Annotated in this window: 17 protein-coding genes; 3 read left to right on the forward strand and 14 right to left on the reverse strand. The window is 38.5% G+C overall.

The window, feature by feature from the left end:
• Positions 1-21 precede the first annotated feature (21 nt).
• From rpe to tamL, 11 genes are all read right to left on the reverse strand, one after another.
• On the reverse strand, positions 22-681 hold the full coding sequence (rpe, locus tag MED217_RS04715) for a ribulose-phosphate 3-epimerase (RefSeq protein ID WP_009779338.1): 660 nt from the start codon (positions 679-681) through the stop codon (positions 22-24).
• 250 nt (positions 682-931) lie between these two features.
• Complete coding sequence (locus MED217_RS04720) at positions 932-1,795, reverse strand: sigma-70 family RNA polymerase sigma factor (protein WP_009779339.1); 864 nt, start codon at positions 1,793-1,795, stop codon at positions 932-934.
• A gap of 193 nt (positions 1,796-1,988) precedes the next feature.
• The gene (locus MED217_RS18460) at positions 1,989-4,709 is read right to left on the reverse strand and encodes an ATP-binding protein (RefSeq protein ID WP_009779340.1); all 2,721 of its coding nucleotides are present in this window, start codon (positions 4,707-4,709) and stop codon (positions 1,989-1,991) included.
• A gap of 210 nt (positions 4,710-4,919) precedes the next feature.
• A complete protein-coding gene (locus tag MED217_RS04730) occupies positions 4,920-6,119 on the reverse strand; it encodes a glutamate-5-semialdehyde dehydrogenase (protein ID WP_009779341.1) in 1,200 nt (399 codons plus the stop codon).
• 55 nt (positions 6,120-6,174) lie between these two features.
• Positions 6,175-6,945, reverse strand: coding sequence for a glutamate 5-kinase (gene proB, locus MED217_RS04735; RefSeq protein ID WP_009779342.1), 771 nt, complete (start codon positions 6,943-6,945; stop codon positions 6,175-6,177).
• Positions 6,946-6,949: 4 nt separating this feature from the next.
• Positions 6,950-7,756 (reverse strand): pyrroline-5-carboxylate reductase, encoded by an 807-nt coding sequence (proC, locus tag MED217_RS04740; RefSeq protein WP_009779343.1) that lies wholly within the window; start codon positions 7,754-7,756, stop codon positions 6,950-6,952.
• A gap of 382 nt (positions 7,757-8,138) precedes the next feature.
• Positions 8,139-10,364, reverse strand: coding sequence for a polyribonucleotide nucleotidyltransferase (locus MED217_RS04745; RefSeq protein ID WP_009779344.1), 2,226 nt, complete (start codon positions 10,362-10,364; stop codon positions 8,139-8,141).
• Positions 10,365-10,623: 259 nt separating this feature from the next.
• Positions 10,624-10,893: a 30S ribosomal protein S15 gene (gene rpsO, locus MED217_RS04750; protein ID WP_009779345.1), complete on the reverse strand. Its 270-nt coding sequence runs from the start codon at positions 10,891-10,893 to the stop codon at positions 10,624-10,626.
• A gap of 96 nt (positions 10,894-10,989) precedes the next feature.
• On the reverse strand, positions 10,990-11,847 hold the full coding sequence (accD, locus tag MED217_RS04755) for an acetyl-CoA carboxylase, carboxyltransferase subunit beta (RefSeq protein ID WP_009779346.1): 858 nt from the start codon (positions 11,845-11,847) through the stop codon (positions 10,990-10,992).
• Between the two features lie 127 nt (positions 11,848-11,974).
• Positions 11,975-13,042, reverse strand: a complete 1,068-nt coding sequence (gene fbaA, locus MED217_RS04760; protein WP_009779347.1) for a class II fructose-bisphosphate aldolase — start codon at positions 13,040-13,042, stop codon at positions 11,975-11,977.
• A gap of 68 nt (positions 13,043-13,110) precedes the next feature.
• Positions 13,111-15,705: a translocation and assembly module lipoprotein TamL gene (gene tamL / locus MED217_RS04765; protein WP_009779348.1), complete on the reverse strand. Its 2,595-nt coding sequence runs from the start codon at positions 15,703-15,705 to the stop codon at positions 13,111-13,113.
• 5 nt (positions 15,706-15,710) lie between these two features.
• On the opposite strand from tamL, the gene MED217_RS04770 reads away from it, so the two are divergent.
• Positions 15,711-16,424, forward strand: a complete 714-nt coding sequence (locus tag MED217_RS04770) for a TrmH family RNA methyltransferase (protein ID WP_009779349.1) — start codon at positions 15,711-15,713, stop codon at positions 16,422-16,424.
• A 50-nt stretch (positions 16,425-16,474) separates the two neighbouring features.
• Here MED217_RS04770 and MED217_RS04775 read toward each other — a convergent pair whose 3' ends face one another.
• Genes MED217_RS04775 through ubiE form a run of 3 tightly spaced genes read right to left on the reverse strand, consistent with a single transcriptional unit; the run spans position 16,475 to position 18,658 of the window.
• Positions 16,475-17,224: a class I SAM-dependent methyltransferase gene (locus MED217_RS04775; RefSeq protein WP_009779350.1), complete on the reverse strand. Its 750-nt coding sequence runs from the start codon at positions 17,222-17,224 to the stop codon at positions 16,475-16,477.
• The gene (gene porT, locus MED217_RS04780; protein ID WP_009779351.1) at positions 17,224-17,925 is read right to left on the reverse strand and encodes a type IX secretion/gliding motility protein PorT/SprT; all 702 of its coding nucleotides are present in this window, start codon (positions 17,923-17,925) and stop codon (positions 17,224-17,226) included. The genes MED217_RS04775 and porT overlap by 1 nt, the downstream gene beginning before the upstream one ends.
• 4 nt (positions 17,926-17,929) lie before the next feature.
• Positions 17,930-18,658: a bifunctional demethylmenaquinone methyltransferase/2-methoxy-6-polyprenyl-1,4-benzoquinol methylase UbiE gene (gene ubiE, locus MED217_RS04785; RefSeq protein ID WP_009779352.1), complete on the reverse strand. Its 729-nt coding sequence runs from the start codon at positions 18,656-18,658 to the stop codon at positions 17,930-17,932.
• 214 nt (positions 18,659-18,872) lie between these two features.
• Here ubiE and trkA point away from each other — a divergent pair, with 214 nt between their 5' ends.
• Both trkA and MED217_RS04795 read left to right on the forward strand, forming a co-directional pair.
• On the forward strand, positions 18,873-20,222 hold the full coding sequence (trkA, locus tag MED217_RS04790) for a Trk system potassium transporter TrkA (protein ID WP_009779353.1): 1,350 nt from the start codon (positions 18,873-18,875) through the stop codon (positions 20,220-20,222).
• Positions 20,223-20,228: 6 nt separating this feature from the next.
• Positions 20,229-21,737: a TrkH family potassium uptake protein gene (locus tag MED217_RS04795; RefSeq protein WP_040532589.1), complete on the forward strand. Its 1,509-nt coding sequence runs from the start codon at positions 20,229-20,231 to the stop codon at positions 21,735-21,737.
• Positions 21,738-21,745 lie beyond the last annotated feature (8 nt).

Genomic DNA, 21,745 nt, shown 5'->3' on the forward strand with positions numbered 1-21,745 from the left:
TTCTTTGTTGAAATCACGCAATTAGGAAATGAGCTTTTTTAAATTTTCTATAGTATTTACCGGGTCTGAAGCTTTAAAAATATAACTCCCGGCAACCAATACGTCTGCCCCACAATTAATTAATTCTTGCGCGTTAGCATCTGTAACACCACCATCAATCTCAATGCGTGTTGAAGCATTATGGGTAAGAATGATCTCTTTAAGTTCCCGTACTTTTTTATAGGTGTTTTCGATAAACGATTGTCCGCCAAAACCGGGATTCACGCTCATAATGATCACTTGATCTATGTCGTTTATGACATCTTTAAGCAAGCTCACAGGAGTGTGTGGATTTAGCGCAACGCCAGCTTTCATGCCTTCAGCTTTTATCGCTTGTAATGTGCGGTGCAAGTGGGTGCAAGCCTCATAATGCACTGTGAGATTGTTACTGCCTAGTTGAGCGAAGGTTTTGATGTATCGGTCTGGATCTACGATCATAAGATGTACATCCATCACTTTTTTATTATGTTTTGAAATGGCTTGTACAACGGGCATCCCAAAAGAAATATTAGGAACAAAAACTCCGTCCATTACATCTACGTGCAGCCAGTCGGCATCACTTGAATTGACCATTTTGATTTCGCTTTCGAGATTTGCAAAATCTGCTGCAAGAATAGAAGGGGCTACATATTTTGGAGTCATGAATTCTTATTTTGATAGGTAAATTTAACCAATACTTATGGATAAGCATTTTTTGAAAGCGAGTAAGTACAAAAATTGCTACCATGAAAAATCCCCGGTAATCAGCCGGGGATTCATTCATCAATCAAAAAACGAACAGTTATGATGAACTGTTGTTACTTTAAATATTTTATTGGGGTTACAATTATAATGCAATTTAGTAAAAACCTAGCGAAACACCCCATATTTAACGAATTCTTGTAAAAAAGACTTAACCTAAATAAGTTTTTAAAATTTTACTTCTTGAGGTATGCTTTAATCTACGGATCGCTTTTTCTTTAATTTGTCTCACACGCTCGCGGGTAAGATCAAAGGTTTCTCCTATTTCCTCCAAAGTCATAGGGTGTTGATGTCCTAGACCAAAATATAAACGAACCACATCTGCTTCGCGAGGAGTTAAAGTCTCTAGAGCACGTTCAATTTCGGTACTTAGAGATTCACTTAATAACTCACGATCGGGATTAGGTGATTCTCCAGAGCGTAGTACATCATAAAGGTTAGAGTCTTCTCCTTCGATCAAAGGCGCATCCATACTCACGTGGCGGCCCGCGTTCTTGAGAGATTCTTTTACCTCATTTACGGTCATATCAAGCTCTTTTGCGATTTCTTCAGGGCTAGGCGGGCGCTCATTGGCCTGCTCTAGAAAAGCAAAAGTCTTGTTGATTTTATTGATGCTACCAATTTTATTTAAAGGCAAACGTACAATTCGCGATTGCTCAGCTAGGGCTTGAAGGATAGATTGTCTAATCCACCATACAGCATAAGAAATGAATTTAAAACCACGTGTTTCATCAAAACGCTGTGCAGCTTTGATGAGGCCTAAATTACCTTCATTGATCAAATCGGGTAGGGTAAGGCCTTGGTTTTGATATTGTTTTGCAACAGAAACCACAAAACGCAGGTTAGCTTTGGTTAATTTTTCAAGAGCGCGTTGATCGCCTGCTTTGATGCGTTGGGCAAGTTCTACTTCTTCATCAGCAGTAATAAGATCTACTTTACCAATTTCTTGTAAATACTTGTCAAGTGAAGCGGTTTCTCTGTTTGTAACCTGTTTTGTAATCTTAAGTTGTCTCATAGGACTATCACGTATTAAAAAATAGTTCCACCGGAATTACCGGTACTCAATGTTAAATGCTCTGCCACTGTTTTGGACAGATACACTTATTATACGTAGGATCACTAAGAAAGGTTACAGAATTTTTTAATTTTTTTTAGAAAATTTTAACACTTGGTCGAAGTGTTATTTTTTCTCGGTAAAAGATTGACTTTTAGCCTTCTTTTAATTTAATGAGCTGCAGGTTGACATCTAGAAGCGCTTTATTATACAAATTCTCAAAAGCTTTTAAATGCGCTTTAGCATCCGTTACCTTGTCAGGCTTGGTTATATATGCTTCAATTTTTTGCAAATGATGACCGGGTTGCGTCATCCCAAGGTTCATAAAGCTTGATTTCATTTTATGTGCAAGTGTACTGGCTCGAGGATAATACTCGCGCTCCACACAATTACGCAGACTGTTTAGATCTTCAGGTGTTTCGGTGATGAATACTTCAAGCAGCGAGATCACAAAATCTTTATCATTATCAAAGATTTCAAAAAGGTTTTGGATATCTACAGAAGTAGGTTCATTTTTGGGCGTACTATCGTCCTGACCTTTTTTTGGAATTGGTTTATTGGTCTCGGTATCTTCAGAAACTAACCAATATAAAACCTCTTTCAAGGCTTCTTCTTTTAAGGGTTTTGTAAGGTAAAAATCAATACCGGCTTTGATGGCATTTTTACGGGCCTCAGGAAAAACATCTGCAGAACAAGCGACTATGGGTACTTTTTTTAGAAGATTTTTTTCAGATTTTCTGATCAAAGCGATTGCATCAAGTCCGTTCATAACAGGCATATGCATATCCATCAAAATAAGGTCGTAGTTTGTTTTGTTATTGGTGTAAATCGCAACAGCTTCCTCGCCGTTTTCGGCGATATCGGCTTCAACGTTTAAGCCATATAATAATTGACGAATATAGAATTGATTCATCTTATTGTCTTCAGCAACCAGGACTCTTAAACCTTTTAGACTTTGATTTTCAGTATCTGCGTGCTGCTCAAATTTTTGAATCTTTTGTCGTGTACTCTTTTTGTAATTCAGTTTAAAATGAAAGCTAGAACCTTTGCCGGGTTCGCTTTCTACAAACAAAGAACCTCCTTGCAGATTGATCAACTCGTGAGTAATAGAAAGCCCTAGGCCGGTTCCATTAATTTTGGCGTGTTCAGGCTCATCTACCTGATAAAAACTCTTAAAAATATGAGGCAATTGATTTTTGGGAATCCCAATTCCGGTGTCGGTAACAATAAAGTTGATGGTTACCTTATCTGTTGTTTCTTCGATCAATTGAAGCTCCAATGTGATTTTACCTTGCTTGGTAAATTTAATGGCGTTTCCAATTAAATTAGTAATAATTTGATTGAGGCGATATTGGTCACCTACTATAATGTCAGGGATACGCTCATCTATTGTGGTAATAAGTTGAAGCCCTTTCTCACGCGCTTTAATTTCAAACGTACTTGTAAGATTAGATAAGACTTCCTTTAAGTTAAAATCCAGCGCTTGTAAAGAGAGTTTTCCGGCTTCAATTTTTGAAAAGTCAAGTATATCGTCAACTATAGAAAGCAAATTCTTTGCTGAAAAAGAGATGCCTTCAAGATTTTTCTCCAGCAGCTTTTTATCGTCTAAACCATTTTTTATGAGTAATTCAGACAGTCCAAGAATCACGTTTAAAGGAGTTCGTATTTCGTGACTCATATTGGATAAAAAGGTGGACTTTGCTTCAGCGGCGCGCTCTGCACTTGCTTTTGCACGTAAAGTATCGTTGCGTTGCGTGATATCACGTATAAAAATACTGAAGGTTTCAACCGGCTCAGAATAGTTATTGCTGAAACTTATTTCATAAGGTTCAATATTTCCTTTCTTATTTTTAAGATCAACTTCTTTACGATTGCCCAGTAGTTTGGGCAGTTTATTTTGATGCAGCGAACTGATGTCACTTTTAAAAGCACTGGTTACATCTTGCGGAAGCAATGCGTAAATAGAGCTTCCTATTAATTCTTTTTTAGAAAGTCCAAAAATGTTTGTGCTGAGTGTGTTACAGTCTTTAATGGTGCCCTGTGCATCAAAAAGGATGTAGCCGTCGAGCAAATTTTCTAAAACATCTACGTGAGTTGTTTTGGGCGCGTTGGCAGAATCAACCTTTTCCTCGGCTGCTTCAGTCGGTTCTAAAGGAGTATTGAAGAAGTTCTTTTGAGGAGACTCATGAAGTAAGGAGGTAAATAGCTGCGGAATGATGTCGTTAATTGAAACGACGGCTGGTATTTTCTCATAAAAGCTCAAGAATTCCTCTTTAGTTCCCGAAAAAGCCGAGTCGACAAAATCTTGCCCAAATAAAGCTCCAAACTCCTGATTGATTCTCAACGCATCATCCTTAATTCTTCTAAATGTATTGATTTGTTTAACAATGTCATCTGAAACAGGAGCTTTAAACGCCTTTGTAAGCGCATTGAGCCAAGAAATAGTATTAGTAAGCTCAGGGTCTTCATCTTTAAACTTTTTCAGAAGGATTATAAGAAAAAACTGCGCCAAAAGTACTTCCTGATTTTTACCACTTACGTAAAGTGGAGCAAACGCATCAGAATTTGCAATCGAAGGAAAATTGAGCTTAATTTCTTGTCTAAGCTTTTGCTCTGTGCTGATGTATCGGGAGTCATGATGAAGCAAATAATATTCAAGATCTAAATAAAAACTTGCAACACAAATTTCAGCGAGGTATTGATCCTCGGGAAATTCAAAGTTTTCAAGCTTAGATTCAATAAGCTTAAGGCGCGCTCCGGGTGTTCCCTGACCTATCAAATAATCAAAGAAATTTTTAACCGGATCAGTGTCAGATGGACTCTGATTTATTTTGCTAGCCCTATGCGTAAAAAGACGATCTATAAATGAGCTCATAGGGTGTTATGCTTTTAACGAATAGCTAATTTCGTTTAACTGCTAAAATACTGATTTTATATGAATCATACATGATTTTATTTGTAGGAAAACTTTGATTATTAAAGAATTAAGGGATTTCTATTAATAGTATATAATTTTTAATATAAATAAAAAAAAGAGGAACTTTTTAAATTAAAAGTTCCTCTTTTTGTTTTGTAAATCAGTTGTTTAGACTCTTACGTGCCCATCACCGAATACATAATATTTATTAGTCACTAATTGTTTAAGACCTAAAGGTCCTCTATGGTGTAATTTATCGGTACTAATTGCTAATTCAGCACCAACTCCCATTTGTCCACCATCGGTAAAACGTGTTGATGCATTGTGATAAACTGCAGCTGTATCTATGTTTTCCATAAAGGTTGTTGCAGCTTCTTTATCTGTAGTCATAATAGCACTTGAGTGTCCTCCACTATAGGTGTTGATTTTTTCCATCGCTTCGTCTATACTATCAACTGCACCAAGTACGATTTTCATTGCTAGAAATTCTTCATACCATGTGTCTTCATTAGGAATTACAGCATTTTCAGAAAGTACTTCTTTTGAGGCCTCGTCTGCCAAAACTTCTACACCTTTTGCTTTTAAGATTTCATCCAGCTCTTTAATTTTTACTTCGTAATCTGCGATATTTTTATCTACTAAAACTTTATCTAGCGCGTTACAACCTGAGATCTTATCTGTTTTAGCATTGATAATTACTTCAATAGTTTTAGCCCAATCAGCCTTTGGATGCACGTATAAAAAGTTGTTTCCTCTACCGCTTACTAAAACAGCACATTTAGCGTGTTCTTTTACAAATCCAATTAAGCGCTCACCTCCACGAGGCACAATCAAATCTAAAGGTTGGTCAGGGTTCTTTAAGAAAGCCTGAGTTTCCTCACGATTCATTTGTAACATCGTTATCCAAGACTCATCGAGATCATTTTCGCGTAAGGCTTGTTTCCAACAATCTACAAGAACCACATTACTGAGATAAGCTTCTTTACCACCTTTAAGCAAAATCTTATTGTTTGCTTTAAATGCTAAAACAGCTGCTTCGATGGTAACATCTGGCCGCGATTCATAAATGATCATTATGGTTCCAAATGGAGCCGTCTTGTTGATGATTTTTAATCCACTTTCTAACGTGGTGTTTGAAATTTCTTGACTTACCGGATCCTCTTGATCACGAACCTCTTTAATCGCCTGAATCATACCACTAATTTTGGCATCATTCACGACTAGCCGGTCGTAAAGGGCTTGGTCATCACGATTAAAAGCTTCTAAGTCTTTTTTGTTTGCTTCTAAAATTTCGTCTTTTCTAGACTCAATAATCTGCATCATTGAATCTAAAACTTTATTTTTTATATCTGTATTGAGTAATTGCATTTTACTTGTTTTCTTAGTTAATATTTAAACTGAATAGCACTATTCAATTAAATGTTTAAGCCTGAAACTTTGTACCAATTTCTTTTCCCTCTAACAGGTCTACGATCACATTTGGTTTTTTACCGTTTGCGATGTAACAGGTAATGTCTTTACGAGCGGTTTCTTTGGCTATTTTTAGCTTAGATTTCATTCCGCCGCGACCTTCACCTTCAGCTTTATTATTTTCCTGAACATATTGTTCAACTTTCTGCTCTGGATGAACTTCAGTTAATTTTTCTGAATCATCATCATCTGGATGACCAGTGTAAAGTCCGTCTGTATCTGTAAGCAGAATTAATGCATCTGCGTTGATCAATTCAGCTACAAGACTTGCGAGTTCGTCATTGTCCGTAAACATTGACATGGTTAGTGAAACTGCATCATCCTCATTTGCGATAGGAATAATACCTTCTGAAAGAAGACCTTCATAACAATTGATCATATTTTCGCGGTGCTTACCTGGCGCAAAATCACGCTTAGTGGCAAGCAACTGGGCGCAATGCATACCAAAACTATTGAATAGTGTATAGTAATGACGCATCATTCGAGGTTGACCAACTGAAGAGAAAATTTGCCTACGGGTAGAAGCATCTTCATAATTACATTCTCCTAAGACTTCCTTACCAGCAATTGCAGAACCTGAAGAAACCAGAACAGGCTGATAACCTTTCTCATAAAGCTCTGCAATTTGTCTTACAAGCTCATGAAGAACAGGTCCAACAATTCTGTTGTTTCTGTTGGTCATTACATTGGTTCCTACTTTTATAACTACACGTTTTGTGCTCATAGTTTTATTTTTCTTTACCGAGTTCTGTTGCACGGTCAAATGCTGCATATGCAGCTTCCTTAATTAATTCTTTTACATTATTGTCTTCCATAGAATCTAGTGCGGCACGTGTTGTACCTCCTTTAGAGGCAACGCGGTCCATCCACTTTTCCGGAGTAAGATCTGATTCATTAAATAATTTTACAGCGCCTTCAAAAGTTTGTGAAACCAGTACTTTTGAATCATTTGGAGAGAAGCCCATTTTTAAAGCTGCTTCTAACATAGATTGCATAAAATAGAATACATATGCAGGACCACTACCAGAAATACCGGTAGAAGCATCAATAAACTGCTCTGTTTCAACGTGAATTGATTCTCCTGTAGTGTCTAATAAACTGCGAACAGTAAGTAATTCAATTCTACTAACTTCTTTAGATTCTGTAAACGAAGTAACACCTTTACCTACTTTCGCAGGAAGGTTAGGCATGGTACGTATTACTTTTTTAACACCCAATCCTTCTTGAATGGTATTGATAGTCACACCCGCCATTAAAGACACAAATAATTGTTCTTGGTTGATGTAAGGTTTAATACTGTCAAATAAAGATTGACTGTGGTACGGTTTTACCGCAATAAAAATAACGTCTGCTTTTGGCACACATTCTTCGATGCTGTCATAAGCATCAAACTGCGCCATGGTTGACAAAGCTTCTGTTTTTTGAGGTGAGACATCGAATATCATAAGCTTGCGCTTATTTAAGAATGGGGAGTTCGCCATACCTTCGGCGTAAGTAAGTCCCATATTGCCAGCACCTAATACTAATACTTTCATTAAATAGTTTTTAATTAATTAGTTCGCCCTATTTAGTGCAAGTATCATGCGAGACTCTTTAAATCGGAAGCGTAGCCTATTTGGAAAATAAAAAAAGCGTGGTAGGGTAGATGAGGTATAGCCTAAGCCGGGTTTATTAACTATATGTTAAAAAACAGCTGAGAATTCTGTAATTCATTTTTGGCAGTTTTTCTGCCAAATGCTGTATTTCTGTCAGTTTTTTGTCAGTTGTGAGTAGTATCAAGTAAATAGTATCAATTGAAATCTATTTTTATTGATAATAAGTCTAATATTCAAGCTTGTGAGAATTAAGCTGATTTTAGATAGAAAACATAAAAAAAGGGAGCAAAATGCTCCCTTTTTGAATAAAATATGCAAGAAATTAGTCTCTTTTACGATCTCTATTTCTGTTATCACGACCTCTGTTATCACGAGATCCGCGATCTTTATTGTCGTTGTTACGTGGCGCACGCTCTTTAAAACCTTCCGGTTTTGGCAGTAATGCTTTGCGAGAAACTTTTTCTTTACGTGTACGAGAATCGATTCCGAAGTATTTTACTTCAAACTCATCTCCCATATTTACCACATCGCTCACATTCTCTGTGCGTTCCCAAGCAAGCTCAGATACGTGAAGTAAAACTTCATTACCCGGTGCAGCAAGATATTCTACCACAGCACCAAAGTCAAGCATCTTGATTACTTTCACTTTGTAAGACTCACCAACTTTTGGTTTAAAAGTGATCGAATCTATTTTTGCAAGAACCGCGTTGATACCTTCAGTTCCTGTTCCTAGTATTTCAACAATTCCTTCTTCGGTTACCGGATCTTCGTTGATAACAATCGTAGTTCCTGTTTCTTTCTGAAGTTCTTGAATTACTTTTCCGCCAGGTCCTATAAGCGCACCAATGTATTCATTAGCAATGCGTGTAGTAACCATTTTAGGAGCGTAATCTTTAACATCCTCACGAGGTTCTGAAATAGTATCGGTAAGGTGATTTAAGATGTGTAAACGTCCGTCACGTGCTTGGTGAAGTGCTTTTACAAGAATCTCATAAGAAAGACCTTTTACCTTAATGTCCATCTGGCAAGCAGTGATACCGTCAGCAGTACCTGTTACTTTAAAGTCCATATCACCTAAGTGATCTTCATCTCCAAGAATATCAGAAAGTACAGCGTATTTACCAGTTTCAACATCAGTGATAAGACCCATTGCGATACCAGAAACTGGTTTCTTAAGTTTTACACCGGCATCCATAATCGCCATGGTACCTGCACAAACAGTTGCCATTGAAGAAGAACCGTTAGATTCTAAAATCTCAGAAACAACACGTACGGTATACGGGCAATCTGCTGGGATCATCCCTTTAAGCGCACGTTGTGCTAAGTTACCGTGACCTACCTCACGACGAGACGTTCCACGAATAGGACGCGCTTCACCGGTTGAGAAAGGAGGGAAGTTGTAGTGTAAATAGAATGTTTCTTCACCTTCGTAAGATGGCATATCAATTTGATTAGCCTCTCTCGAAGTACCTAAAGTTACAGTAGCAAGCGCCTGAGTTTCCCCACGTGTAAAGATCGAAGATCCGTGTACTGATGGTAAATAATCAGTCTCACACCAAATTGGGCGAATCTCAGTAGTCTTACGACCATCAAGACGTAAACCTTCATTTAAGGTAAGATCGCGTACCGCAGCCTTTTCAGCCTTGTAGAAATATTTAGAGATCAAATCTCCAAACGCTTCCAGGTCTTCTTCTGAGAAGGTTCCTTTTACTTCTTCTTTAATGGCGTCAAAAGCAGTGCTTCGCTCGTGTTTAGAAGAACCAGCTTTGGCTACTTCATACACTTTGTCATACGTTAAATCGTAAACTTTTTTCTCAAGTTCTGCGTCTTCAACTTCTGGTTCGTACTCACGGGTTGGTTTTTTACCAAAAGCTTCCGCAAGACGAATTTGAGCCTCACACTGAACTTTAATAGCCTCGTGAGCAGCTTTGATGGCTTCGGTCATTTCTTCTTCAGAAATTTCGTCCATCTCACCTTCAACCATCATTACAGAGTCAGCCGAAGCACCAATAACCATATCGATGTCAGATTCTGCTAACTGTGCGCGAGAAGGGTTGATGATAAATTCACCGTTTACACGACCTACACGTACTTCAGAAATCGCACATTCAAATGGGAAATCTGAAAGTTGAATCGCTGCAGAAGCTGCAAGACCCGCCATAGCATCAGGCATCACTTCGTCATCATGAGACATCAACTGAATCATAACTTGTGTTTCTGCGTGATAATCTTTTGGGAACAATGGGCGAAGTACACGGTCTACAAGACGCATCGTTAATACTTCACCATCACTTGGACGTGCTTCTCTTTTGAAGAAACCACCAGGATAGCGGCCGGCAGCAGCAAATTTTTCACGATAATCTACCGTTAACGGAAGAAAATCAACATCACTTTGCTTGTAGTTTGAAACTACGGTACAAAGCAACATACATTTACCGGATTGAACAACAACAGAACCATGTGCCTGTTTTGCTAATTTTCCGGTTTCGATAGAGATCTCTCTACCATCACCAAGGTCAATGACCTCTTTGAAAGTCTTTGGAATCATATTTTGATTTTTCATCTGTATCCTACATCGAGGATACTGTTAAACATAAGCTGCAAACCAAAAAGGTTAGCGGCAAGGTCGTTGTGTTGTTGTGTGTAGTGTTTGACCAATGAAAAACCTAAGGATAGCTTTCTTTGCCCTTTCGGGACTTAACCAAAAATATGGTTTTTATTTTTACTGAAGCTTCAAATGTTAGTCTGAAACAAACAGATTTTAAAAATAAAAGGGACTGAAAAACAGCCCCTTTTATAAATAAGAATTATTTTCTTAAACCTAATTCTTTAACGATAGCACGATATCTATTGATATCTTTCTTAGTTAAATAGTCAAGTAATGCTCTACGCTTACCAACTAATTTTACTAGAGAACGCTCTGTGTTAAAGTCTTTGCGGTTCTTTTTCAAGTGTCCCGTTAAGTGGTTGATGCGATGTGTAAACAACGCAATCTGTCCTTCCGCAGATCCGGTATCGTTTTTGTCTTTACCGAACTTGCTGAAAATTTCATCTTTCTTTTCTTGAGTAAGATACATGCCAATATTATTTAAATAGTTTTTATGTATTCAACGAGGCTATCTCGTTGAGCCGGCAAAGATACAATTAATTTATCAATCTTAACCTAACTTTTTTTAATTGCGAATTGCCTGATTAAGAATCAAGTCTATATAAAGATTGATGTTCTTTTTAAGTTCTTTACGGTGTGAGATGAAATCTAAGAATCCGTGCTCTTTTAAGAACTCTGCAGTTTGAAAATCTTCTGGCAATTCTTGACCGGTTGTATCGCGAACTACACGTGGTCCTGCAAAACCAATTAAAGCTCCAGGCTCAGAAATATTAATATCTCCTAACATTGCAAATGAAGCTGTTGTTCCACCGGTTGTAGGATCTGTGCATAATGAGATATATGGAATTTTTGCTTCGGCAAGTTGCGCCAATTTAGCAGAAGTTTTTGCCAATTGCATCAAGGATAGTGCAGCTTCCATCATACGTGCACCACCAGACTTTGATATAATTACTAGTGGTACGTTGTGTTTAAGCGAGTAATCTGCGGCACGCGCGATTTTCTCACCTACTACAGAACCCATAGAACCACCGATGAATTTAAAATCCATTGCGGCAACAACAAGGTCTTTACCCATACTCTTACCTACAGCAGTACGTACAGCGTCTTTTAAGCCTGTTTTTGACTCGGCATCTTTTAAACGATCAACATACTTCTTGGTGTCTTCAAAATTTAAAGGATCTTTAGAAGTGAGGTTTTTATCTAACTCTTTGTATTTATTATCGTCAAAAAGTATTGAGAAATATTCATTACTACCAATTCTTACGTGGTAATCATCTTCCGGGCTTACATAAAAGTTTTTTGCAAGCTCTTCTGCGTCAATAATTTTACCGGTAGGAGATTTGTACCAAAGTCCTTTAGGTACATCTTTTTTATTTTCGGTAGCAGTTTGTATTCCTTTTTCTTTCCGTTTAAACCAAGCCATAATTTGTGCTTTTTAGTTTTTAAGCTTTAGGGGTTGCCTCGTAAAATTAAGAGGCTGTTTTTAAAGGTTGAAAAACCTCAGAATATAAATCCTGAGGTTTTAAAATTTCTTTTTCGCGGATGCGAAATTACAAAGTATTTACGTTATTCAAATCTTCAAACGCTTTTTCTAATCGCGCAACAAAAGATTCTTCACCTTTACGTAACCAAACGCGTGGGTCGTAAAACTTCTTATTTGGGCTATCTTCTCCGGTTGGGTTACCTATTTGTGTTTGAAGATAGTCTGCATTTGCATCAAAATATTCACGAATTCCTTCAGTAAAGGCCCACTGTAAATCGGTGTCGATGTTCATTTTGATAACACCGTAGCTAATACCTTCACGAATCTCTTCTACAGTAGAACCACTTCCTCCGTGGAATACGAAGTCGATATGATTTTCTTCAACACCATATTTTTCTGTGATATATTCCTGAGAGTTCTTAAGAATTTTTGGAGTCAATTTTACGTTACCAGGTTTGTAAACCCCGTGAACGTTACCAAAAGCCGCAGCGATAGTGAACTGGTCGCTTACTTTGCTCAACTCTTCATATGCATAAGCAACTTCTTCTGGCTGTGTATATAGTTTAGAAACGTCAACATCAGAGTTGTCTACACCATCTTCTTCACCACCGGTGATACCAAGTTCGATCTCAAGAGTCATTTCCATTTTACTCATACGCTCAAGATACTTTTTACAAAGCTCAATGTTCTCTTCGATTGGTTCTTCACTCAAATCGATCATATGAGAGCTGAAAAGAGAATGACCGTGTTCTTTATAATATTCTTCTGAAGCGTCTAGAAGTCCGTCAATCCAAGGTAAAAGTTTTTTAGCACAGTGGTCTGTATGTAAGATTACAGTTGCACCATAGCGCTTTGCTAATTCATGAACGTGTTTTGCTCCTGCAATTGCTCCTGCAACTGCTGCTTGTTGATTGTCATTAGAATATCCTTTTCCTGCATTAAACTGGGCTCCTCCGTTAGAAAATTGAAGAATAACAGGCGCATTTAATTTTGCAGCGGTCTCTAAAACACCATTAATAGTGTTAGAACCAATAACGTTTACTGCCGGTAGGGCATAACCGTTTTCTTTTGCATGTTTAAAAATAGCCTGAACTTCTTTTCCGGTAGCAACTCCAGGTTTGATACTATGACTCATAGGTTGTTGTTTACTTAGTTAAAGGGCATAAAATTAATAAATAATTGGGGTTTAACCAGCTTATTTGATTAGAAAGGATAGTTAATACCCACATTGTAGACGGCATTGGCAAAATTTGTGTTTTTAAACCAGCGTTCGCCATTGGGTAAAGCAGGATCATAGGTTTTAAAACCTACATCAAACCGCAATACAAAAAAGCTAAAATCATAGCGTAGACCAAAACCGGTTCCTACCGCAATATCCTCTAAACTTTGGAAGCCTGTAAAGGTAGCTTGTGGGTCTTCTACATTATCTAGAGCATTCCAGATATTTCCAACATCTGTAAAAATGGCACCCTTTAAATCGCCCAGAAAGGTAAAGCGCTGTTCTAAATTAAAAGCAAGCTTCATGTTTGCTTCGTTAAAGTCGTTTGGGCTGTCTGTGCTACCAGGTCCTAATCTATAGGCCTGCCAAGCGCGGTTATCGTTAGAGCCACCACCAAAGAAACTGCGTATGAATGGAATACTATTGGAGTTTCCGTATGGGATCGCGATTCCGCCGTAGGCTCTAAAAGCAAGAATATTATCACTGCCAAAATCCCAATGCTTTATAAAATCCAATTCGGTTTTTACATATTGAGAAAATGTTACCCCTAGAATTCTTGACGAACCGTTCTCATTCTCTTCAAGTCCGATCAAATTACTTATCGCACTCAGGGTGTTTCCTGCAACTTCGAGCTTGGCTCTAAAACTGGTGAATTCATCATCAAAAAGATTGTCTCGGGTATTTTTATAATAGGTAAAACTCGAGGCGAGTATCAGGTTATCTTCAGTCAATCTTTGACGGCGTTCTTCAATATTCACGACATCATTAAACTCGGTTGTGGTGACGCCAATTGTTCGGTTTTGTACTTCATTAATAAATCCAAGTGCGCCATCAGGTATCGAGAGGTTGCCCGCATCATTATAATAAGAACCCGCTTGAGCCGGATAGTTTAAAGCGATAGCGTTCAACTCATCGTACGAATTCTCATAGACATTGAAATAATTAGGGATGTTTAGATTCCGAATATATTGAATGTCAAAAAGGTCAAAACGGTAATTTAAATTTGCTGAAGGTGTCCATTTGTAATTGATGCCGCCGGTGATGTTTTGCTTGTCAAGACCTATGTTTTGTTGAATTCCTATACCGGTAGTAAAACTTGTAGAAGGGGACATTTCTGGAGCGATAAAACCGGTGCGAATAGGAAAAAAGATACGCGGAATTGTTAAGCTGATATCTGCGCCAATTTCAGTAATATCAAAAAGCTCTGGGCTGTTACTGCCCGCAGCAGTCCTGGAATCACCTATACTCGCCCGTCCAGAAATTTGCAAGGTTTCCATTCCGCCAAGAACGTTACGTATGCGTAAAGAACCTCCACCTGCTATCCCGAAGGTTTGAATATTTGAGGTAGAAACATCAAAATCTGCTCTCAAATTGAATTTAGGCAGGGGCGTAAGCAGAATATTTGCAACAAGATCAGTTCCGTCGGGATCATCGGGATCTTCAGAAAACCGAAGGTCAGGATATCTAAAAGTTCCTAGTTGACTCAGGCGTATTAATGTTTGATTGCGGGACTCATCGCTATACGTTTCGCCCGGCTCAATAAAAATAGCGTCTATAAGACGTTTGGGTTTGTATCTGATCTTATCATAAGCATATAGATAATGATCATCACGTTCTAAACTGTCTGTAAAGGTATCGTTGCGCAGGGAATAACCATAATCTGTAGTGACTTTTACCTTGCTTATTTTATGCACTTGTAGAGGGAGTTCATAAACCGAATCACGCCCGCGTATTTCGCGGTTTCTGATGTTTAGCTCTAAATTTACCCGATGATTGGTATTAACCGAATCGCCTACAAAACTGATGAACTCCTGATCAAAATGAAACAAACCGTTATTACGCATCAATTCGGTAATACGGCTGGTTTCTGCATTGATGTCTAGCAGTTCATATTGTGCTCCGTTTTTTATAAACGCGTTTTCTTTGTGTGCTTGATAGATTGAATCTGCTGCTGGGGATTTGATAAATGTTTTTACAGAATCAATGATATAGGGTCTCTTAGTGTCAACTGCATAAACTATTTTTCCGCGTTTGTTGGCGCTGTCTTTTTCTATCGTATAGGTTGTTTCGGCATTAAACCATCCTTTACTGTTGTAGTATTCTGTGAGTCGTTCTGCTGAGCGCTTCGTGAGATTCTCAGTAATTATGGCAGGTTCTTCTCCAAAATCGCGCAGCACTTCATTAAACCCCAATTTAAATTTTATGTATTGGTCAAGTTGTTTGCGAGATAGAATGCTTGTCCAAAAATTTAAAGTACGTTGATTATTGTCATTAAGTTTGGCTTGAAGAATGGAATCTAGATTGGGTCGCGCCCAATTGTAAATGTATAACCGCGTAGGTGTGCCCAGCAAAGGCACTTTGCTGTTGGGCTGTAAATAAGGAATATTGTTGATGTTGTATTCTGTATTTACTTCGCCATTGACTACGATTTCATTTTCGGTTAATAAAAGTCGGCCTTCGGGTACTCGCTTTACCGCATCACAAGCTGCCAGGGTAGACAGTAGTATGATAATTAATCCTATTTTTGCGGAAAGTTTTTGCAAGGGCTTTTTTATAAAAATAACTTCAAAAATACACATTAGACGTGGTTAGCAAAAGCCAAATAAAATTAATAACGAGTCTGGCTCAAAAAAAGTACCGACAGCAAAACGCTTTGTTTGTTGTAGAGGGAATTAAAGGAATACGCGAATTTCTAGATTCGAGCTACGTATTACACAGTCTTTATGCGCTTGAAGGTGTTTTTGAAGATCAGGATACAACTGAGGTTTCACCTGCAGAACTCAAAAAAATATCGTTTTTAAAAACACCACAAAAGGCTTTGGCGCTTTTTGAAATCCCAAAACAGCGTTTAGAAATAAAATCGGGCTTTCAGTTGGTACTTGATGAGGTGCGTGACCCGGGAAACTTAGGTACTTTGATAAGGCTTTGCGACTGGTATGGTATTGAGCATCTTATTTGTTCTGAACAGACGGTAGATTGTTTTAATCCTAAAGTGGTGCAAGCGACGATGGGATCATTAACACGTGTAAACCTTGTGTATACCGATTTAGAAACTTATTTGTCAAAACAAAAGCTTCCGGTTTACGGCGCGTTTATGGATGGAGAAAATGTTTACCGCTCCCAATTGCCAGAGGAAGCGATTTTGGTTTTAGGTAACGAGGCTAATGGAGTTTCGGCGGCAGTTTCAGAAAAAATTCAGCAAAAAATAAGCATACCCCAATTTGGTTCAAGCACTACCGAAAGCCTTAATGTAGCCATTGCCGGAGCTATTTTAGTAAGCGAATTTAAACGCGGTTAGATTTTCTCGATCGTCGATATTAAATGTTCTGAGACTTACCTCAGGAAAATTTATTTGATCGCGCAAATACGTAAGCGCTTGTAGTCTGCATAATAATGACCGTCTTGAAATAGCGCCTCATGCACATTTTCCTGAACTTCTTTTCTAATAGCGTCTGCCTCATGCTCAGGAATGTCTGTGAAGTAGTGTTTAGCAAACATTTTGAGCCAATCGATAATGCCTGTTTCAGGATCTTTCAATTTAGTAGGGCGCTCGTATAAATGCGCAAAAGTTACCTGAAAGCCCGATTTTTCAAGAAAATAGCAGTAGGTTCCCAATTTAGGAAAGTACCAATTGATCGTTCTGGATTGCTTAAAATAACCTTTTTCTTCTAAAACTCTACTCAAAGCTTTGATAATGGTGTCGATATTTCCTGCGCCTCCCATTTCTAAAAGTAATCTTCCGCCGATTTTTAGATTGCTGTACATCGCAGAGATTGCTGCTTCAGGGTTTAAAATCCAATGCAGGGTTGCATTACTAAATATCGCATCGTAGCGTTCTTGATCTATAAAACTTTCTCCGCGAGCGGTTATAAATTCAATGTTTTTAAACTGCGCTTTTGCTGCATCAATCATCTCTTGAGAAGCATCAATACCTACAAGTTGCGCTCCGCTTTCGGCAATAGCAGCAGTGAGTTCACCAGTACCACAACCCAGATCAAGTATGCGTTCGTCTTTTTGCGGATTAAGCATACTAATGAGGTCTTTCCCGTAGTTAAAGACAAAGCCGTGTTTTTCTCTATATAAATCTGCTTCCCACATTATTGAAAGGTAAAGTTTAAAAATATACCGCGAGATTGCATGGTTTCAATATTTGAAGTGTATAAACTGTTTGGGTTTTCATCCCTAACCAGTTCATCTGTCAATGCAAAAACACCGCGTATACTTGGTGAAAATTTGAAATAAGGTAAATATAAGTCAATACCAAATCCTACCTCATAGTAAAAGGTATTGTTGGTCATTCTAAATTGTCCCGAACTGTTGTCATCGGGATTTTTCTCATTACTCGATAAGTTGTGCGAGTAACTAAAACCGCCCACAACAAATGGTTTGAAGTTATTAAGTCGCTTGGTTGAAAATTTTAATAACAAAGGGAAGTGTATATAGGTCGAATTGAGTTCGCGAATTCTATCATTTTCTTCTCCCGGAATATCAAGATAAAACAGTGTTCGTGCATTGTAAACCAAACCGGGTTCCAGGCGTAAATCTAAAAATTCATTAATACGTTTGTTCCCAAGCAGTCCTACATTGAAACCGTAGTTTTGCTCGACAAAAATATCAGGCCTAGCTTCTTTATAATCAAAATTGAAGTCGTATCGATTGATGCCAAAATAGTATCCCCAACTCCATGGTTTTTTGTCAAAATTCTCATCATTAAGAATGCGCTCCCGAGTCAAAAATTGCGCTTGCGCTGTTGATGCTGAGAGTATAATAAGAAAGACAAAAACCGGTAGTTTGTGCATAGAATTACTTTGATGCCGAATAAATTGTGGCCACGCCCATCGTTTGTGGGTTGGCTTCAACATGAGTAAACCCTGTTTTTCTCAAAATATTGTTGAGCTTTTCACCATAGGGAAAAACAGAAGCGCTTTCACTTAAATACCCATAAGCATCGCGATCTTTTGAAAATACCCGACCAATTAATGGGAGTAAGGTTTTGGTGTACAATCCGTAGCCTTGTTTAAACGGGAACTTAGTAGGTACTGAAGTTTCTAGGATCACAAAAATTCCGCCGGGTTTAAGAACGCGTAGGATTTCAGCCAGACCTTTTTCTAGGGTTTCAAAATTGCGAATTCCGAAGGCAACGGTGATGGCGTCAAAATAATCATCTTCAAACGGAAGATTTTCAGAATCTCCCTGAACCATTTTGATACGATCATCCAGGTTTTTTGCAGCAACTTTTTCTTTTCCTACGCTGAGCATTCCTGCAGAAATGTCAAGACCTATAATTTCTTCGGCATCGGTTTTAGCCAGATTGATAGCGAGATCACCGGTTCCTGTTGCGACGTCCAGGATACGCTTAGGTTTTGTGGCAGCTACTTTGTTTACCACTTTCTTACGCCATTTTACATCAATTCCAAAAGAAATCACACGGTTGAGTCCGTCGTATTCTTTAGAAATGGTATCAAACATGCGCTCTACTTGTTCGCGCTTTGACTGGTCTGAATCTTTATACGGATTAACGTTGCCGCTCATATTTTAATTTTAGTGGCAAATATACTATTTGTTAGTCGATGAGGCCTGCTCTTTTAGAAGGCTGTTATAATTAAAGTTATCTCTATTAATTCTCCTATCTTTGCAAGGTTTTGCTCACAAAGTGAGCGCCGCAGGAACTCGATGATTCGTGTTGCGGTCTACAAACCAAATGCCTTGCGGACTTGCCCCAAGGTAGTTTACTTTAAAATTGACTATGAAGATTGTAATTGCAGGTGCCGGGGAGGTAGGCTTTCATTTAGCCAAACTTCTCTCTTTTGAATCACAAGATATCACGCTTATAGATGTTGATAAAGATAGTATTGCGTACGCCGATACGCATCTTGACATACGAACCATACGTGGAGATTCTACCTCGATTGCAGTTTTAAAAGAAGCGCGTATAGATACGACAGATCTTATAATTGCAGTTACCTCTAGTGAAACCACCAATATTACAGTGTGTGTGCTTGCAAAACAAATGGGAGCAAATCGCACCATCGCACGTATTTCAAATACAGAGTTTATAGAGAATCAGGAGGTAGCCGGTTTTAAGAAATTTGGTATTGATGAATTGATCTCGCCAGAAAGTCTAGCAGCTTCAGAGATAGAATTGCTGCTCAATCAGTCGGCATTTAACGACAGTTACGAGTTCGAGAACGGAGCGCTTACAATGGTAGGAACTTCCTTGAGCAGAACCGCTTCTTTTGTGGGGAAAAGTGTAAAAGAGGCAGCGCGCATTTTTCCTACGTTGCATTTTATGCCTATTGCAATTCAGCGTGAAGGCACACAGTATACGTTAATTCCGCGAGGTGATACCATTTTTAAAGAAGGGGATCAGGTGTATTTTATGACGGTAAAAGAGGGTGTTGATGAACTCTATAAGCTTACCGGTAAGATGAAGCAGGAGATTAAAAATGTAATGATTTTAGGCGGAAGTAAAATAGGATACAAGACCGCCCGTGATCTTTGCTCGCATAATTTTAAGGTCAAGCTCGTAGAGAAGGATAATGATAAAGCCTATGATCTTGCCGAAAATTTACCTAAAACCTTAGTGATCAATGGGGACGGAAGAAACGTAGAACTTCTTGAAGAAGAAAATATCTACGATATGGACGCTTTTATCGCCGTGACAGGAAACAGTGAAACCAACATTATGTCGTGTTTGGTGGCGAAGTCTAAAAGCGTTAAAAAAACCATCGCCTTAGTCGAGAATATGGATTATTTTCAGCTTTCTCACAGTATTGGTATCGATACGTTGATCAATAAAAAGTTACTTGCAGCCAATAATATTTTTAGATACATAAGAAAGGGCGATGTGGTCGCAATGACCAAACTCAATAATATGAATGCTGAACTTTTAGAATTTAGCGCTAAGCCTAATTCTAAAGTCATAGGAAAACGTATTAAGGATTTAGATTTTCCTAGATCGGCGACTATTGGAGGTATTGTTAGAGACGGAAAAGGTATTATTGCACTTGGAGAAAATCGTATCGAAGTAGGCGATCGTATTGTGGTGTGTTGCCTGTTACGATCGATCAACAAAGTAGAACGCATGTTTATCTAAGACTCTATGCCTAACAGACCCAGACTCAATCTAAAAATCATTTTTCATTTAATGGGCGTATTGCTTCTGTTTAACGGGGGCTTTATGTTTATTTCTGCAATTGTTGGCTATTTCTATGATGAGGTTTCGGTGGCTTTAGGGATCATTTCTGCTGGTTTGTTAACGATTTTTCTCGGGATGGTTTTTATGTTCTTTACCCGAGACCATAAAAAGGAAATTCAAAAACGGGAAGGGTATATCGTTGTTACCTTTGGATGGATTTTCATGTCATTGAGCGGTTGTTTGCCTTATTTGTTTACAGGTGCGATCCCTTCATTTACCAATGCTTTTTTTGAAACCATAAGTGGGTATACCACAACGGGTGCGTCGATTTTAAATGATATTGAAGCAATACCTGACGGAGTTTTGTTCTGGCGTAGTACCACGCATTGGATAGGAGGGATGGGAATTATTGTTCTGGCAATTGCCATTTTGCCTTTACTGGGAATAGGTGGTATGCAACTTTTTGCTGCCGAAGCACCCGGCCCAAATGCCGATAAATTGCACCCAAGAATTACAGATACCGCAAAACGTTTATGGCTTATTTATTTTGGCTATACGGTAGCTGAAACCATACTTCTAAAAATCGCAGGAATGTCATTTTTAGATGCTGTGAATCACGCGATGAGTACGCTTTCTACTGGTGGTTTTAGTACAAAAAACGCGAGTGTAGCCTATTGGAATGATAATCCGGCGGTTCAATATATTATCATTCTCTTCATGTTTTTGGCGGGAACCAACTTTATTCTGAGTTATTTCGCCTTCAAAGGAAAGCTGCGTAATGTCTGGAAGGATGAAGAGTTCAAATTATATTCAGCCTTTACTGTGGGGTTCACAGTGCTTGTCGTATTTATAATCATATTACGTGCTGATGTATCAATTTCTTCAATAGATCATCCAATGGTGTTTGGAGAGTATGAGAGCGCGATACGCCACGGATTGTTTCAAGTGATCTCTGTAATTACGACCACCGGTTTTGTTTCAGCAGATTTTACGATGTGGGCACCGTTTGCGACAATTATTTTCTTTGGTTTGATGTTTTTAGGGGGCTCAGCAGGTTCTACTTCAGGTGGAATTAAAGTAGTGCGCCATCTTATGATCATCAGAAATGGGGTACTCGAGTTTAAACGTACACTGCATCCAAATGCCATTTTGCCGGTACGTCACAACGGTAAAGCGGTTAAAAAAGAGATCGTATTTAATATTCTTGCCTTCTTTATTCTTTACCTTTTGGCTTGGATCATTGGTGCCTGTGGTTTGGCTTCGATGGGACTCGATTTTCCTACAGCTTTGGGAGGTGCAGCTTCATCATTGGGTAATGTGGGGCCTGCTTTTGGGATTTTAAGTCCTGTAAATAATTTTGATGCCCTGCCGATTTTAGGAAAGTGGTGGTGTGCATTTTTAATGTTGATCGGCCGACTTGAACTCTTCACTGTTTTGATTCTGTTAACGCCGTTCTTTTGGCGTAATCGCTAGTAAGGGTT

Origin of the sequence: Leeuwenhoekiella blandensis MED217, assembly GCF_000152985.1 — a bacterium.
Taxonomy (GTDB): domain Bacteria; phylum Bacteroidota; class Bacteroidia; order Flavobacteriales; family Flavobacteriaceae; genus Leeuwenhoekiella; species Leeuwenhoekiella blandensis.

Excerpts from the sequence above, each read along its gene's own strand:
- rpe (WP_009779338.1), bottom strand. The coding sequence starts at position 681 with ATGACTCCAAAATATGTAGCCCCTTCTATTCTTGCAGCAGATTTTGCA.
- MED217_RS04720 (WP_009779339.1), bottom strand. The coding sequence starts at position 1,795 with ATGAGACAACTTAAGATTACAAAACAGGTTACAAACAGAGAAACCGCT.
- MED217_RS18460 (WP_009779340.1), bottom strand. The coding sequence starts at position 4,709 with ATGAGCTCATTTATAGATCGTCTTTTTACGCATAGGGCTAGCAAAATA.
- MED217_RS04730 (WP_009779341.1), bottom strand. The coding sequence starts at position 6,119 with ATGCAATTACTCAATACAGATATAAAAAATAAAGTTTTAGATTCAATG.
- proB (WP_009779342.1), bottom strand. The coding sequence starts at position 6,945 with ATGAGCACAAAACGTGTAGTTATAAAAGTAGGAACCAATGTAATGACC.
- proC (WP_009779343.1), bottom strand. The coding sequence starts at position 7,756 with ATGAAAGTATTAGTATTAGGTGCTGGCAATATGGGACTTACTTACGCC.
- MED217_RS04745 (WP_009779344.1), bottom strand. The coding sequence starts at position 10,364 with ATGATTCCAAAGACTTTCAAAGAGGTCATTGACCTTGGTGATGGTAGA.
- rpsO (WP_009779345.1), bottom strand. The coding sequence starts at position 10,893 with ATGTATCTTACTCAAGAAAAGAAAGATGAAATTTTCAGCAAGTTCGGT.
- accD (WP_009779346.1), bottom strand. The coding sequence starts at position 11,847 with ATGGCTTGGTTTAAACGGAAAGAAAAAGGAATACAAACTGCTACCGAA.
- fbaA (WP_009779347.1), bottom strand. The coding sequence starts at position 13,042 with ATGAGTCATAGTATCAAACCTGGAGTTGCTACCGGAAAAGAAGTTCAG.
- tamL (WP_009779348.1), bottom strand. The coding sequence starts at position 15,705 with ATGTGTATTTTTGAAGTTATTTTTATAAAAAAGCCCTTGCAAAAACTT.
- MED217_RS04775 (WP_009779350.1), bottom strand. The coding sequence starts at position 17,224 with ATGTGGGAAGCAGATTTATATAGAGAAAAACACGGCTTTGTCTTTAAC.
- porT (WP_009779351.1), bottom strand. The coding sequence starts at position 17,925 with ATGCACAAACTACCGGTTTTTGTCTTTCTTATTATACTCTCAGCATCA.
- ubiE (WP_009779352.1), bottom strand. The coding sequence starts at position 18,658 with ATGAGCGGCAACGTTAATCCGTATAAAGATTCAGACCAGTCAAAGCGC.
- trkA (WP_009779353.1), top strand. The coding sequence starts at position 18,873 with ATGAAGATTGTAATTGCAGGTGCCGGGGAGGTAGGCTTTCATTTAGCC.
- MED217_RS04795 (WP_040532589.1), top strand. The coding sequence starts at position 20,229 with ATGCCTAACAGACCCAGACTCAATCTAAAAATCATTTTTCATTTAATG.